Raw genomic sequence first — 14,134 nt, 5'->3', positions numbered from 1 at the left:
TAACAGCAAACGCTCTACTGAGGGCTCAATAGGCCGTCATCTGTCCCTCAGTTTGCCAGCATGGGTCAGGATGGACGCTGCTGTGGACTCGGGGTCCTGCGTGGAGATGAGCCACGTGCGGCTTGGGGTCTCCAGGACGATGGCCGGACCGCCGACCAGCAGCCCCCACGTTCGCTGGCCCAAGTACCGGACGCCGAAGCCTTCGATCATGGAACTGGATGGCGCAGGGGAGGCATCACCGATGTCCTGCAGCGGAATTGTCTTGGAGTAGAACGGCCGACATTTGACCGTCAGGTTCTGGCCTGTCGCTTCGATGGTCACGCTTATTCGGAGTACCGAAACTGTCAGGAGCGCAATCGCCGCAACCAGCGCTGCGCTCATCATCAGAACTCCGCTGGGAATGGCCGTTGCAATGATGAAGAAACAGAGCAGGCCCACCACGCTAGCGATGACCTTCTGAGAGCCGCGACTGATTCGGGCCTCTGAAATCATTGGTGACTTCCATGGGAGTGTTTGCCAAATGTGCGCATGGGGCGAGCCTACTTGTCGTGGAATGGGGAACCAGTCAAGTGGTCACGTGGCCAGAAGGTGACGGGCTGCCCAACTGGGTAGCAGCAGAGCGCGTTTTGAGCCGTCAAAACGCGCTCTGCCGCGACTCAGTTGGGAGAGCGGGCGGGGGGTTTGCTGGCCGAAGTGATGGCCCGATTCAGCTGGGCCAGGGCGTCGCCGGGTTTGCCGTTGGCGTCCACCACAACAAAGTTTTCATACTCGGGTAGCGAACGGTATGCCTCCCGGAACGCCCGCAGATCCGCCACTGTTTCCTTGTCCGTGCCACGGGCCATGACCCGCGCGTGGGCAACGGTGGGATCTGCGTCTAAGTGAACGTGAACGTCGGCTGCGGGCAGCTTCTCCAGCAGCCACGGAAGCACCCGCCCACGCCGCAAGCCGTATGCTTTCCGGAGTGCCAGCTGGCAGTGGAGATGGCGGTCCATCACCACCAAGCCATCAAACTGCCGGGCCCTCGCATGATTGACCAGCACGTTGAACAATCGAACGCCGGTTTCAATGACGTCCAATACGCGCGGTGGCAGCTGCCAACCGAAACGTTCAGACCACAGCGATAGTCGGCGCCGGGCAGCGTGATTACTGAGCAGCAGGGCGCTTCGTCCTTCAGCGCGAGCCGAATCGACCAAGGCGCGGGCCGCCGTCGTTTTTCCTGAGCCGTCAATTCCCGTCAGAACAATGAGCATGAGCCCTCCCTTCGTCTTCTGTACAACTCGTTCTCTGTACAACGCGGGGAGGGCGTCACTTGTGCCGGTTGAGGTGCAGATCACACCTCGGTCGGCTTAGCCCACAGGCCGCCACCTGAATTGCGGCTGCTCACGGTTCAGGAATGCGCTGATACCAATCCCCATATCCGGGCTGTCCGGCATGGCAGCCCAGGCGTCAGCCCATTCCTGATCAGCATCGGATGGGGCGGCGTCCATCAGTCTTTTCATGGCATGCATGGAGAACCGGGAGCGGCTCCGCAGCGTGCTGACAAGTGCTGCGCACTTGTCCTCAAAGGATTCGGAAGGCACGACGTCGGCCACCAGCCCGAGCGTCCGGGCTTCGGTTGCGCTGAACGTCAGTCCGCTGAGGAGGATGTACTTGGCGTTGGCATGTCCCACAAGCCGGACGAGCCGTTCAATGCCCGGGCGGGGGTAGATAATCCCGATCTTGGCCGGGGTCAGGCCGATCACGGCACGCTCGTTGGCGATAATGAAGTCGCAAGCCGAAGCGATCTGCCAGCCCCCGCCCATGCAGGCGCCATCCACCAAAGCGACGGAGGGCTTGGACAGGGAAGCGATGGCTGCATCGGCCCCACTGAGATGATCCAGGGTGGTGCCGTCCGGTTGGGGATCCACCAGCACCGAAGAAAGTTCACTGATGGAGGCCCCGGCGCAGAACGTGTCCCCGGTCCCTCTTAGCACCACCAGGGCAACATCCGGATCGGCGTCCAGGCGTGGCATGAGTTCCTGGATTTCCAAGCACATACCCCGGGTCAGGGCGTTCCGCTGTGCCAGGTTGCAGATCTCCACGGTGGCCACGCCATCAATGATCGAGACGGACATACGGCCTGCCCTGACGTCGGAAACCGTGGTCATCGCTGTGCTCCAATCTTTGCCGGCCCGCACATGATGCGGCCTTCGCGCTCAAGCCGGGTGACGTCGTCGTGCGTCATTCCAAACTCCATCAGTACATCCGCGGTGTGCTCGCCCAGAAGCGGTGGGGGCGAGAGGACCTCGCTGGCCTCGCCATTCAGGCTGAGGGGGCCACGGAGCAAGGGGAGCTCGGAGCCGTCCAGGCGCTCGCGGCGTTGCACCAGTCCCAAAGCGGCAACCTGCTCCGAGTCGAGGGCTTGCGTGTAGTCATAAATCGGTCCGCAGGGGATCCCGGCCTGGCTGATCAGCGGAACCCAATCGGTGGCGGATTTGGCCGCAAGGGCTGTTTCGATGAGTTCCGATAACTGATCCCTGTTGGCTGATCTGTCCGCCCCGGTAATGAACCGGGGGTCCTCTACAGCCCAGGGAACACCGATCAAGCCGCAGAACGCCCGCCATTGCTTGTCGCTTCCCACGGCAATATTGATGGACTCCGTGGCTGTGGCGAACATGCCGTAAGGGGCGATCACTGGGTGGTTGTTGCCCTGCGGTGTGGGTGCTTCGCCGAGGCTAAGTGCCTTCTGTCCTTGGAAAGCGGACAAATTCAGTGCGGTTTCCAGAAGGGACGTGGACACCCGGCTGGGACGCTCGCCGTTCCGTGCACCCATGAGCGAGGCCACGATTCCAAAAGCACAAATCATTCCCGAGGTGATGTCCACAATGGGCACACCTACGCGGTAGGCCGAGCCCGGTCCGGGGCCTGTCACTGACATCAGCCCGGACATTCCTTGGATGACCTGGTCCAGGCCGGCGTCGTCCTTGAGGGGACCGGTGTTGCCGAATCCGGTCACGGATCCCACTACGAGCCCCGGGTTCAACTCTTCCAGCCGGGAAGGAGTGAAACCCATTTTCTCCAGCGTTCCGGGCTTGAAGTTTTCCACCAGGACGTCCGCGTCGGCGATCAAGCCGGAGAGGATTTCGCGTCCCTCTTCAGAGTAGAAGTCGATGCACACGGAGACTTTGTTGCGGTTAACGGAGTCGAAGTACAAGCTATGGCCGTCCTGGAACGGGGGCCACTGGCGGGCCGTGTCACCGCCGTTGACGCTTTCCACTTTGATGATCCTGGCACCCATGTCGGCCAGGAGCGCGGTGCAGTAGGGGCCGGCGAGGGCACGGCTGAGGTCGATGACGGTGATTCCGCGAAGTGGTTTGAGCATGGTGTGCACCTTTCGTGCCTGCAAAACTTGCGCTTGCTTCATCGGTTCACTGGATGAACCGTTGGTTCATTTTGGGAAGTCGCCTGTAATGTAGGGCACTGAGGGAAGTCGGTCAAGCAGGAGTGTGGATGAGTACGCAGAGCGTGGTCACGGCGATTCGTGTATTGGAGGCTGTCTCGGACAACCAGCCGGCAGGTCTGTCTGAGCTGAGCCGTGAGGTGGATGTACCCAAGGCGACGGTGTTGCGCATGCTTAGGACACTGGGTGAATTGGGGTGGGTGACTCAGTCGGAATCCCAGGCCGGGAAATGGGTACTGACCAACCACGCCTTTGCTGTTGCGAGCCGTGGAAGCAGCGGCTCGGTCATTCGCGATGCCGCCATGGGCCCACTGAACGCGCTGCAGCTGGACACCACCGAGACCGTTCACCTGGCCGTGCCGGACCGCGGATACATGCTGATCATCGAGCGCCTGGACACCCCGCACGTTCTCCGGGCGTTCCTGCCGCTTGGTTCGAGGCTTCCCATGCACGCTTCCTCCACGGGGATGGCCTACCTTTCGGCAGCCGACGACGCATTTGTGGATGAATATCTGACCGGTCCGCTGGAAGCTTTGACGCCCCAGACCGTAGTAGACCCTGCCCGGCTTCGGGCGATGATCGCAGACACCAGGGCTCGGGGGTACTCCATCAACGAGCAAGGCCTCAGCACAGGAATCACATCAATCGGTGTTCCCTTGTTGGGCTCGGGCGGTGTTGCGGCGGGCTCGATCTCCATTTCCGGTCCATCAAGCAGAATTGTTCCGGCCAAGTACCAGGAGTACGGCGAGGCGGCGGCGGGGACTGCTTTGGAGATCAGCCGCGCCTTGGGGGCGTTCTCCACAAAGGGCTACTAAGTTTCCTCTCTGAATACTTCGTTCCGGCCTAATGCGCGCCTATCATGATGCTATGTACGTACCCCTTCACGGGCAGAGGGTCCGTTTGAACTAATTCCGTGGGGGTACGTAAGCGATATAGGGAAGAAATTCTCTCATCGGTGCCCGTTGGCATGGGTGGCGCTTCAGTAATGGAGTACCAGCGGACGCCTTCCTGAATAGACAACAGTTATTGAAAGGGATGCGTAGCTCAATGAACACTCTCTTAATAATCGCCGGTGTTATAGCGATCATCTTGCTCTTGGTAGGCGGATTCAATCAGGCCCTCAGCTTCCTGCTGTGGGTGGGAATCATCCTGCTGGTGCTGGCACTGATTGGCTGGGTAGTAGGCCGAGGCCGGTCGCGCGTATGACAACAGACCCAAGCGAAGTTGCAGGTTTTGCCCAAGTTCGCGATGGGACCACCACCCCCGGCAACCCTATTCCCAGGGATCCGGGGACGCCCGGCCAAAGCAGCCAAGTGCCTGCAGGTGATGCTTCGTCGGAAAGTCCGGACGACGCCGTCGATACCGGTCCCAGCGAATCGGCCAGTCCGCCCGGACCAGCCGAAGAAAAGGACGAGAAGACCGCGGACCCGCGTGGTCTGACTACCGAAACAAATCCTACGGATTGATCGGCACCAGCGCGGCCGCGAGCAGGAGATATCCCGTCCGCGGCCGCGTTCTCGTGGCAAACCAGGATCTGTGGTTTGCTGCTAATTGCCGGGCCTTGTCTTAGCGATTGGGAAAAAGATGCGAATCGGTTCAATCATCGGGTTGTTGGTGGTGGTGTGGCTCATTATTGGAGCTATTGCTGCCGGTCAGCGGGGATATTTCACATCACCGCCCGCGCAGTGTTCGCAGTTTGCCACCATAGCGCTGAATATCGTTGCCGGCCCGCTGAATTACACAGGCTTGAATCCTCAGGGTGGCTGTGAGATTCCACAGCCGTCATAAGTAGATCCGCAGGACACCTCGTTGGCGCGTTGGCGCCCGCGCGCACTCAAGCCCGCGCCCGCTCAAGCCCGCCCGCTCACGCCGCGCGCGCTGATGGCGCCTGCCGTGATGGCATCCCACCCGCGGCGGCATCCTAGCCCCCGAATAGCCTTTTACTAAGTTTGCTGACTATTATCGTCAAAGGCATGGACATGCCACCAAGGGGCCTTATAGGTTCGAAGTGTTCCATTAACACGTTCCACCGCTCAGGGAAAGGACAGTTCACATGGACAAGCAGAATGCCACACCGGAAGAGGAAGTGGGAGGCTACGGCACTCCTACCGCGGAGCAGGAAGCCGGCGGAGGGCAGGCACAGCCCCGCGTGGAAGAAGACATCGAGGAGGCTTCCCTCGGAGAGGGCACTGGCGCGCCAAACCTCAGCCACCTGAATCCTGAGGACTCAGACAGTGCGGGCGAGCCCGGTGCCGGCCGATTCGGCGGTACTGAGGAGCAGGCCCACGCGGAGCAGTCCTCGTTGCCTGACGGCAATAACGGCAACCTTCCGGACGGAAGCGGCAACGACCTTCCTGAGGAAGAGTCTCCCAACGACGATGACGAAGAAAGTTTCGACGCCGGCTAAGAGCTTTGGCTGGCGCGCTTTAGACAGGCGCGCCACTGGTTAAGCAGCCAGCTGGCTGGCGCGCCACCAGCAGTACAGCATGAGCACCCGAGACGAGATCGAAGGAGCAAAATCTATGGCTACCGTCCATAAATCAGTCGAAGTGGATGTCCCCGTATCTGTCGCCTACAACCAGTGGACACAGTTTGAGGCGTTCCCCCAGTTCATGAATGGAGTGGAGGCCGTACAGCAGATTGACGAGACCGGCCTGCACTTTTCAACCAACGTGGGTGGAGTGAAGCGCGAGTACAACGCGCAGATCATAGAGCAAGTCCCGGATACCTTGGTGAGTTGGGCCAGCGTTGACGGGCCCCGCAACGGCGGCACCGTAAGCTTTGAGCCCCTCGACGCCAGCCGCACGCGGGTGAACGTTGAGATTGTCTGGGAACCCGAGGGCCTTGCTGAGAAGGCGGGTTCAGCCCTTGGTGCGGACAGCCTCCGGGTTGGCGCGGATTTGGACAAGTTCAAGAAGTTCATTGAAGCCCAAGGCCATGAAACGGGTGCTTGGCGCGGCACGGTGTCCGGGGGCGATGTTGATGACACCGGTGAACCTTTTGGTAGCGGGGGAGTGGCAACAGCCGAATTCCCGTCCGTCGACCCGGATCTCTCAGCCCCCGCGGCCAATGAGGGGCCTGCCGAGCCGCCCCAGCCGCGTGCTCCTGGTCTCTAGGCACTCTGGCGCCAGGCTGAGGACTGGTTCAAACTGGATATCGAATCATCAGTAGCACTAGCGAGGGCCGGCCACCACAAGGGCCGGCCCTCGCGGCATAGCTAAGACCAGCGGCAGAAGGAGTTCTGACAGCGATGGCAACGTCTTGGAGCGTGGAAGCTGAGCAGAAATTCGACGCCGAAGCGTCCACGCCGCTGCCACGCCTTGACGCGATTGACGGGGTAAGCCGTGTGGGCGAGCCTGGCACGTACAACCTGGAAGCCGTCTACTTCGATACACGGCATTTGGCCCTCGCCGCCCGCGGGATCACGCTGCGCCGCCGCACGGGCGGACCCGATGCAGGCTGGCACTTGAAGCTCCCACATAGCGCGGGACGGCGAACGGAGATTCAGGCACCTTTGGGTACTGCCGATACTGTCCCGGTTGAACTCATGGACCGCATACTGGCCTACACCCGGGGTGATGCAGTGGCCGCCATCGCAACTCTGAACACGGAACGTACCAGCTACTCCTTGTACGGCAAGGATGGCCACCGCATGGCCGACTTTGTGGATGACCGCGTTCGCGCCCGGTCGATGCTCGGCGAACCGCGCGATATGACTTGGCGGGAATGGGAGGTGGAGCTGGCACCGGATGGAACTGACGACGGTGACGACACCCTGCTGGGCACACTGACACAGCAACTTTCCCAGGCCGGAGCAAAGCCGAGCCAGCGTACCTCCAAGCTGGCTACTGCGTTGGGCGACGCTTGGCCTACGTCGGAACAGTCAGAACGTGAAGCGCCCAGCGATAGTGGTCCTGCAGTAACACCAGTGCTCCTTTATCTGGAGGAGCAGGTGGCTGAGATGCTCCTCCAAGACTCCCACGTACGCCTCGCCCGGGACGATTCAGTCCACCAAATGAGGTCCCAGATTCGCCGAATCCGTGCAGTGCTGCATGGTTATAGCGAGCTTTTCGCGCAGGCCGCGGTGAAGGATCTGGAAAGGGAGCTGAAATCGCTTGCAAAGACACTTGGCCGGTACCGCGATGTGGAGGTTTTGCACGAACGGTTGAAGGTCAGCCTCGATCAATTGCCGGGGAAGCTTGTTCTGGGTCAGCTCGGGGACGAGTTGGAAGAGCGAATGACCCTGAGGGCCCGGAATGCGATGTCTGCCGTGAAGAACCGGTTGAACAGCCCGCGCTACTTCACGTTGCTGGACAATCTGGAGTCCTTTCTTAGTCATCCGCCGCTGACATCAGAGGCTTCCGTGCCGGCGAAGAAGGCCACGGCAAGGCTCGTCAACAAAGCCGGCAAAAGGCTCCGCAAACGTCATGACGCAGCGGTGGGAGCCGCCGTCGGGCCTCAACGCGACACGGCGTTCCACGAAGTTCGGAAGGCCGCCAAAAAGTTGCGTTTTGCCGCAGCGGCAGTGGAGGCCATCCACGGCAAACCCGCGGTGAAGCTGGAGGATGCCGCCCACAGGATTCAATCGATCCTTGGCGACCATCAGGACAGCGTCATGGCCCAAACGGAACTGCTGAAGCTGGGGTCCTCGCCAGGCGTCAGCAACGGCGCTTTCACCTATGGAGTGCTCCACGCGATGGAAAGCACCGCCGCTGAAGCGACGCTGGACGAGTACCTGCGGAAGGGAAAGAAGGCGCGAAAGCTTCGCCTGAAGAAGTAGGAGTTTGTGTACAGCAAATGCCCTTAAAACGCCCTCTAAAGGTCATCTGCTGTACAAAAACTGCGGGCTTTACTTCTTGAGGAACGCCAGCAAGGCCTGGTTGATTTCGGCGCCGTGCGTCCACAGCAGGCCGTGCGGCGCGCCTTCGATTTCCAGGTACTCGGCGCTGGGCAGGGCGTCCTTGAAACGCCGGCCGGTGACGTCGATCGGCAGGATGTTGTCCGCAGTGCCGTGAACAATCAAGGCCGGCACGTCAATCTTGGGGATGTCGGCACGGAAGTCGGTGAGCCACGTGGGCTGGGCTGCCACCGAGGCGAAAGCACCCGACTTGCTGGCCAGGTTCCAGCTCGCATCCACGGCTTCCTGACTGAGACGATCCGTGCCCAGGAAGGTGTCGCTGTTGTAGAAGTTCTTGAAGAACTCGGTGAAGAAGGCGTAGCGGTCAGCCTTGACGCCGGCGGCGAGGCCATCGAAGACTTCCTGCGGCACGCCGTCCGGGTTGTCGTCGGTTTTCAGCAGGAAAGGCTCCAACGAACCGAGGAACACGGCCTTGGCGACACGGGCCGAACCGTAGGTGCTGATGTAGCGCGCAACTTCGCCGGTGCCCATGGAGAAGCCCACCAAGACGGCATCGTTCAGGTCCAGCGTGTCCAGCACGGTTTTCAGGTCTGCGGCGAAGGTGTCGTAGTCGTAGCCCTCGGTGGGCTGGCTGGACTTGCCGAACCCGCGGCGGTCGTACGTGATGACGCGGTAACCGGCGTCGAGCAGCGCGGCTGTCTGCTTCTCCCAAGAGGAACCGTCCAACGGGTAGCCGTGAATCAGGACCACTGCCTGGCCGGTCCCGTGGTCCTCGTAGTAAAGCTCGATCTCAGTGCTGTTTTCGTTTCCGACGGTGATGTAAGCCAAAACTCAAGTCCCTTCGATGCGGTTCAACACGAACGTTTCCAGCCTACTGTCCTGCTGCGACGCCGGCACGGGTTTACAGGTTGGTCATCCGCTCGCCAGCCTCGTTGTAGCGGCCACCCTCCACGGTGATTTTCGCCGCGGCCGCCTCGATTTCGTCCAGCTCAGCAGATGAAAGTTCGACGTCGGCCGCGGCCAGGTTTTCTTCCAGGCGGTGCAGTTTCCGTGTACCGGGAATGGGAACAATCCAAGGCTTCTGTGCCAGCAACCATGCCAAGGCGATCTGGCCCGGCGTCGCGCCTTTTCGTTCAGCGATTCCGGCGAGGAGGTCCACCACGGCCTGGTTGTTCTGCATGGCCTCGGGCGTGAACCGGGGGATGGTGCTGCGGATGTCGTTGCCGGATTCGAAGCTGGTGGAAGCGTTGATGGTGCCGGTCAGGAAACCTTTGCCGAGTGGGCTGAAGGGAACGAAGCCGATTCCAAGCTCTTCGCATACACCCAGGACTTCTTCCTCCGGACGGCGCCACCACAACGAGTACTCGCTCTGAACCGCAGCCACGGGGAGAACTGCGTGGGCTCGCCGGATGGTGCCTGCGGCTGCCTCCGACATACCGAAGTGCTTCACCTTTCCGGCGTCTACCAATTCCTTGACGGCACCTGCCACGTCCTCGATGGGCACCTCCGGATCGACGCGGTGCTGGTAGTAGAGGTCCAGTGCGTCCACGCGGAGCCGCCGCAGGGATCCCTCAACTACTTCTTTGATGACCTCGGGCCTGCTGGTGACCTTGCCGCTTGGCTTCCGCTCAGCTGGGTCGATGTCCCAGCCGAACTTGGTGGCGATGACCACCTGATCCTTGAACGGTGCCAATGCTTCGCCAACAAGTTCCTCATTGGCGTAGGGCCCGTAGATCTCGGCGGTATCGAAGAACGTCACGCCGCGTTCCACGCCTGTGCGGATGAGGGAGATCATTTCGTCGCGATCCGGCCGTTCGCTGTAGCCGCCGCTCATGCTCATGCATCCCATGCCAATGGCGGAAACTTCCAGGCCGCCGGTACCGAGTGTGCGCTTTTCCATGGTTGGTTTCCTCTGCAGTTCGGGCTGATGATTACTTCGACGTTATGGGGCCACGGCAGAGTGAGGGAGTCCCTGACATTACCCCTCACTTCCCTCTAGTTGCCCACAGCAACCAGACGTAAACTGGCCTTCGGTTCACAACCCTTGGTTCGGAGACCCTATGCTGTGGAAGGTTCTTGTTCGCTTCCTGCGGCCGCATCAGCGGCTGCTGATCGCCGTCGTTCTCTTCCAACTGGCGCAGTCCATCGCGTCCCTGTACCTTCCCACACTCAATGCGGACATCATCGACAACGGCGTTGCTACCGGGGATACCGAATACATCCTGCGCATGGGCGGGCTCATGCTGCTCATTACCTTGCTGCAGATCGCGTGTGCCGTGGTGGCCGTGTACTTCGGCGCCAAGGCTGCCATGGGGATGGGCCGTGACCTCCGGGATGCCATCTTCAGCAGAGTAGGGGAGTTCTCGGAACAGGAGGTCACCAGGTTCGGGGCGCCCTCCTTGATTACCCGTTCCACCAACGACGTCCAACAAGTGCAGCAACTGGTCCTTATGTCCTGCACCCTGATGGTCGCGGCGCCCATGCTGAGCATTGGCGGCGTGATCATGGCGGTGCGACAGGACGCGCAATTGTCATGGCTGATCGCAGTGTGCGTGCCGGTGTTGCTGGTGGCCGTGGGGCTGATCGTCACCCGGATGGTGCCGCTGTTCCGGAAAATGCAGATCCGGATCGACGCCGTCAACAGGGTCCTCCGCGAGCAGTTCACCGGCATCCGTGTGGTGAGGGCCTTCGTCCGGGAGGACATGGAAGCCGCCCGTTTTGCCAAAGCGAACGACGACGTCACTGACGTTGCGCTGCGGGCCGGCCGTCTGATGGCTCTCATGTTCCCTGTGGTCATGCTGGTGATGAACGTTTCCTCCGTGGCGGTGATCTGGTTCGGGTCTTTCAGGATCGAGGACGGCTCCATGCAAGTGGGCACCCTGATAGCGTTCCTGAGCTACCTCATGCAGATCCTGATGTCCGTCATGATGGCCACGTTCATGGCCGTGATGATCCCGCGTGCGTCCGTTTCTGCCGACCGCATCGGCGAGGTTCTGGACACCGCATCAAGTGTCCAGCCGCCGTCGAACCCTGTCACGGGCGGCATCCGTCGCGGCGAACTGGAAATGCACGACGTCGGATTCGCCTACCCGGGTGCCGAGCAACCGGTGCTGAGCGGGCTTTCTTTCACCGCCCGAGCGGGGGAGACCACCGCAATCATCGGCAGCACCGGCGCCGGCAAAACCACGCTCGTGAACCTCATGCCTCGGCTGTTCGACGCCACCTCCGGGTCGGTTCGGATGGACGGCGTGGACGTCCGCGAACTGCACCCGGATCTGCTCTGGGGCCACATCGGGCTGGTGCCGCAGCGGCCCTACCTGTTCTCCGGGACGGTCCGCAGCAACCTTCATTACGGCAAACCCGACGCCACTGAGGACGAGCTGTGGCAGGCGCTGTCCGTGGCTCAGGCCCGGGATTTTGTGGAGGAAATGGAAGGCGGACTGGATGCGGTCATTTCGCAAGGCGGCACCAACGTGTCCGGCGGGCAACGTCAACGGCTCGCGATCGCCCGGGCACTGGTGAAACAGCCGGAGCTCTACATCTTCGACGACTCCTTCTCATCCTTGGACACCGCCACCGATGCCCGGCTCCGGCAGGCCCTCAAACGCCACACCAACGGAGCCACGCTGGTGATCGTGGCGCAACGCGTGTCCAGCATCGCGGATGCGGACCAGATCTTAGTGCTCGACGACGGCAGGATTGTTGGGCGCGGAACGCACCATGAGTTACTGGAGACCTCCGAAACCTACAGGGAAATCGTGTCCTCCCAGCTCGCGGCGGAGGAAGCGGCATGAGCTCCGTGTCAGCTGGCCCGCGCGGTCCCCAGCGGCCGGCCATGGGACCGGGCCGCGGAGGACCCTTCGCCGGTATGAACATCCCGGCCGAGAAGGCCACGAACTTCAGTGCCTCCGCCCGGCGCTTGCTGGGAACCTTGCGGCCGGAGCGATTCTGGCTGATCCTGGTGCTGGTGTTCGCCGTGGTCAGTGTTGCCTTGTCTGTCATTGGTCCGAGGCTACTGGGCGAAGGCACCAACCTGATCTTCGCCGGCGTCGTCTCAAAACAGCTTCCCGCCGGCGCCTCCAAAGCCGACGTGATCGCAGGGCTGCGCGCCTCAGGTGAGGACAGCAAGGCCGACATGTTGAGCGCCATGACCCTCACTCCCGGCGTCGGAATCGACTTTGCTGCGCTGTCCTCGGTGCTGCTGTGGGCGCTGGCGCTGTATGTCCTGGCCTCAGCGTTCGGTTGGATGCAGGCGTACGTGCTCAACGGCGTTGTCCAACGCACCGTGTACCGCTTGCGTGAACGGATCGAAGCGAAAATACACCGGCTGCCCCTGAGCTACTTCGACAAAATCCAGCGTGGAGAACTGCTCAGCCGCGTCACCAATGATGTGGACAACATCTCCCAAAGCCTCCAGCAATCCATCAGCCAAGTGGTCTCCTCCCTTCTGACCGTGCTGGGTGTGCTGGTGATGATGTTCCTGCTCTCACCGCTGCTGGCCCTGATCGCCTTGGTAACCATTCCGCTGACGCTGGGAACCACACTGCTGATCGCCAAACGCTCGCAGAAATTGTTCGTGGCGCAGTGGAAGAACACCGGTGAACTCAACGGCCAGATCGAGGAGACCTACACCGGGCATGCGCTGGTGAAAGTCTTCGGACGGCAGAACGAGGTGCAGGAAAAGTTCCGTCTCAAGAACTCGGAGTTGTACCAGGCGAGCTTCGGGGCGCAGTTCGTGAGCGGCCTGATCATGCCGGCCATGACGTTCATCGGAAACCTGGTGTACGTGGGGATCGCCGTAGTGGGTGGCCTGCAAGTCGCCTCCGGTTCCATGCAGTTGGGTGACGTCCAAGCCTTCATCCAGTACTCACGGCAGTTCACCATGCCTTTGGCGCAGCTTGGCTCGATGGCCAACATGCTGCAATCCGGTGTTGCCTCGGCCGAGCGGGTGTTTGATCTGTTGGATGAGGATGAAGAATCGGAGGAGCCGGCTGCTTCGGCTTCCGGCCCTTCCCGTGGGCGGCTCGTGTTCGAGAATGTGTCCTTCCGGTACTCGCCGGACAAGCCGCTGATCACAGACCTCAGTCTGGTTGCCGAGCCGGGGCAGAGCATCGCGATTGTTGGGCCGACGGGCGCAGGCAAAACCACCCTGGTGAACCTCATGATGCGGTTCTACGAGCTAGACTCCGGGCGCATCACCTTGGACGGCGTGGATATTGCGTCTCTCTCGCGGCAGGAACTGCGCTCGCGGATGGGCATGGTGCTGCAGGATACGTGGCTGTTTGGCGGGACTATCCGGGACAACATCGCCTACGGCAGGCCCACGGCTTCCGAGGACGAGATTGTGGAGGCCGCCCAGGCAACCTATGTGGAGCGCTTTGTTCGGTCCTTGCCCGAGGGCTACGACACCCTGCTGGACGACGAAGGCGGGAATGTCTCCGCTGGCGAAAAGCAGTTGCTCACCATTGCCAGAGCCTTCCTATCCCGCCCCTCAGTGTTGATCCTGGACGAGGCCACCAGCTCCGTGGACACCCGGACCGAGGTGTTGGTTCAGAAAGCCATGAACGCGTTGAGGTCTGACCGGACCAGCTTCGTGATCGCCCACCGGCTCTCCACCATCCGCGACGCCGATCTCATCCTGGTGATGGAGGCCGGGCAGATCGTGGAGCAGGGGACACACTCGGAGCTGCTGGCCGCGGGTGGGGCGTACTCGCGGCTGTACGAGGCCCAGTTCGCGGCGCCTGTCTCTGAGGTGTGAGGTCTCGCCTGTCGCTTCTGGCTCGTCGCTTCTGGCCCAACTTTCGACGCCGATGGGCCGCTTTGCAACTAGTATAGGT

General features: G+C 61.4%; 14 protein-coding genes. 8 read left to right on the top strand and 6 right to left on the bottom strand.

Features of this window, described 5'->3' with window-relative positions; translation table 11 throughout:
* Positions 1–36: 36 nt before the first annotated feature.
* The 4 genes from LDN70_RS17520 to LDN70_RS17505 form a co-directional block, all read right to left on the bottom strand.
* Positions 37–492, bottom strand: coding sequence for a hypothetical protein (locus LDN70_RS17520; RefSeq protein ID WP_142937942.1), 456 nt, complete (start codon positions 490–492; stop codon positions 37–39).
* Between the two features lie 164 nt (positions 493–656).
* Positions 657–1,250, bottom strand: coding sequence for an AAA family ATPase (locus tag LDN70_RS17515; RefSeq protein ID WP_223940933.1), 594 nt, complete (start codon positions 1,248–1,250; stop codon positions 657–659).
* A 96-nt stretch (positions 1,251–1,346) separates the two neighbouring features.
* A complete protein-coding gene (locus LDN70_RS17510; protein WP_223940932.1) occupies positions 1,347–2,147 on the bottom strand; it encodes an enoyl-CoA hydratase/isomerase family protein in 801 nt (266 codons plus the stop codon).
* Positions 2,144–3,361, bottom strand: a complete 1,218-nt coding sequence (locus LDN70_RS17505) for a CaiB/BaiF CoA transferase family protein (RefSeq protein ID WP_223940931.1) — start codon at positions 3,359–3,361, stop codon at positions 2,144–2,146. The genes LDN70_RS17510 and LDN70_RS17505 overlap by 4 nt, the downstream gene beginning before the upstream one ends.
* A gap of 128 nt (positions 3,362–3,489) precedes the next feature.
* On the opposite strand from LDN70_RS17505, the gene LDN70_RS17500 reads away from it, so the two are divergent.
* The 6 genes from LDN70_RS17500 (at position 3,490) to LDN70_RS17470 (ending at position 8,219) form a co-directional block, all read left to right on the top strand.
* A complete protein-coding gene (locus LDN70_RS17500; RefSeq protein WP_223940930.1) occupies positions 3,490–4,254 on the top strand; it encodes an IclR family transcriptional regulator in 765 nt (254 codons plus the stop codon).
* Between the two features lie 232 nt (positions 4,255–4,486).
* Positions 4,487–4,645 (top strand): hypothetical protein, encoded by a 159-nt coding sequence (locus LDN70_RS17495; RefSeq protein ID WP_018778776.1) that lies wholly within the window; start codon positions 4,487–4,489, stop codon positions 4,643–4,645.
* Positions 4,642–4,905 (top strand): hypothetical protein, encoded by a 264-nt coding sequence (locus LDN70_RS17490; protein WP_142937947.1) that lies wholly within the window; start codon positions 4,642–4,644, stop codon positions 4,903–4,905. Before LDN70_RS17495 ends, LDN70_RS17490 begins: the two co-directional genes overlap by 4 nt.
* Before the next feature lie 587 nt (positions 4,906–5,492).
* The gene (locus LDN70_RS17480; RefSeq protein ID WP_165450170.1) at positions 5,493–5,846 is read left to right on the top strand and encodes a hypothetical protein; all 354 of its coding nucleotides are present in this window, start codon (positions 5,493–5,495) and stop codon (positions 5,844–5,846) included.
* Between the two features lie 115 nt (positions 5,847–5,961).
* Positions 5,962–6,555, top strand: coding sequence for an SRPBCC family protein (locus LDN70_RS17475; protein WP_142937949.1), 594 nt, complete (start codon positions 5,962–5,964; stop codon positions 6,553–6,555).
* A 134-nt stretch (positions 6,556–6,689) separates the two neighbouring features.
* Entirely contained in the window at positions 6,690–8,219 is a 1,530-nt protein-coding gene (locus LDN70_RS17470) for a CYTH and CHAD domain-containing protein (protein ID WP_223940928.1), read from the top strand.
* Positions 8,220–8,288: 69 nt separating this feature from the next.
* Here the strand turns inward: LDN70_RS17470 and LDN70_RS17465 are convergent, their stop codons facing one another.
* Together LDN70_RS17465 and LDN70_RS17460 are read right to left on the bottom strand one after the other, a co-directional pair.
* The gene (locus LDN70_RS17465; protein WP_223940927.1) at positions 8,289–9,125 is read right to left on the bottom strand and encodes an alpha/beta fold hydrolase; all 837 of its coding nucleotides are present in this window, start codon (positions 9,123–9,125) and stop codon (positions 8,289–8,291) included.
* A gap of 73 nt (positions 9,126–9,198) precedes the next feature.
* Positions 9,199–10,197 carry an aldo/keto reductase gene (locus LDN70_RS17460; RefSeq protein ID WP_142937952.1) on the bottom strand — a complete coding sequence of 333 codons (999 nt, stop codon included), beginning with the start codon at positions 10,195–10,197 and terminating at the stop codon, positions 9,199–9,201.
* A 160-nt stretch (positions 10,198–10,357) separates the two neighbouring features.
* Here LDN70_RS17460 and LDN70_RS17455 point away from each other — a divergent pair, with 160 nt between their 5' ends.
* Together LDN70_RS17455 and LDN70_RS17450 are read left to right on the top strand one after the other, a co-directional pair.
* Positions 10,358–12,091, top strand: a complete 1,734-nt coding sequence (locus LDN70_RS17455) for an ABC transporter ATP-binding protein (RefSeq protein WP_223940926.1) — start codon at positions 10,358–10,360, stop codon at positions 12,089–12,091.
* Positions 12,088–14,055, top strand: a complete 1,968-nt coding sequence (locus tag LDN70_RS17450; protein ID WP_286198865.1) for an ABC transporter ATP-binding protein — start codon at positions 12,088–12,090, stop codon at positions 14,053–14,055. Before LDN70_RS17455 ends, LDN70_RS17450 begins: the two co-directional genes overlap by 4 nt.
* Positions 14,056–14,134 lie beyond the last annotated feature (79 nt).

The sequence above is a fragment of the Arthrobacter sp. StoSoilB22 genome (assembly GCF_019977315.1).
GTDB lineage: Bacteria > Actinomycetota > Actinomycetes > Actinomycetales > Micrococcaceae > Arthrobacter.
This window is presented reverse-complemented; position numbering and strand designations above follow the sequence as displayed.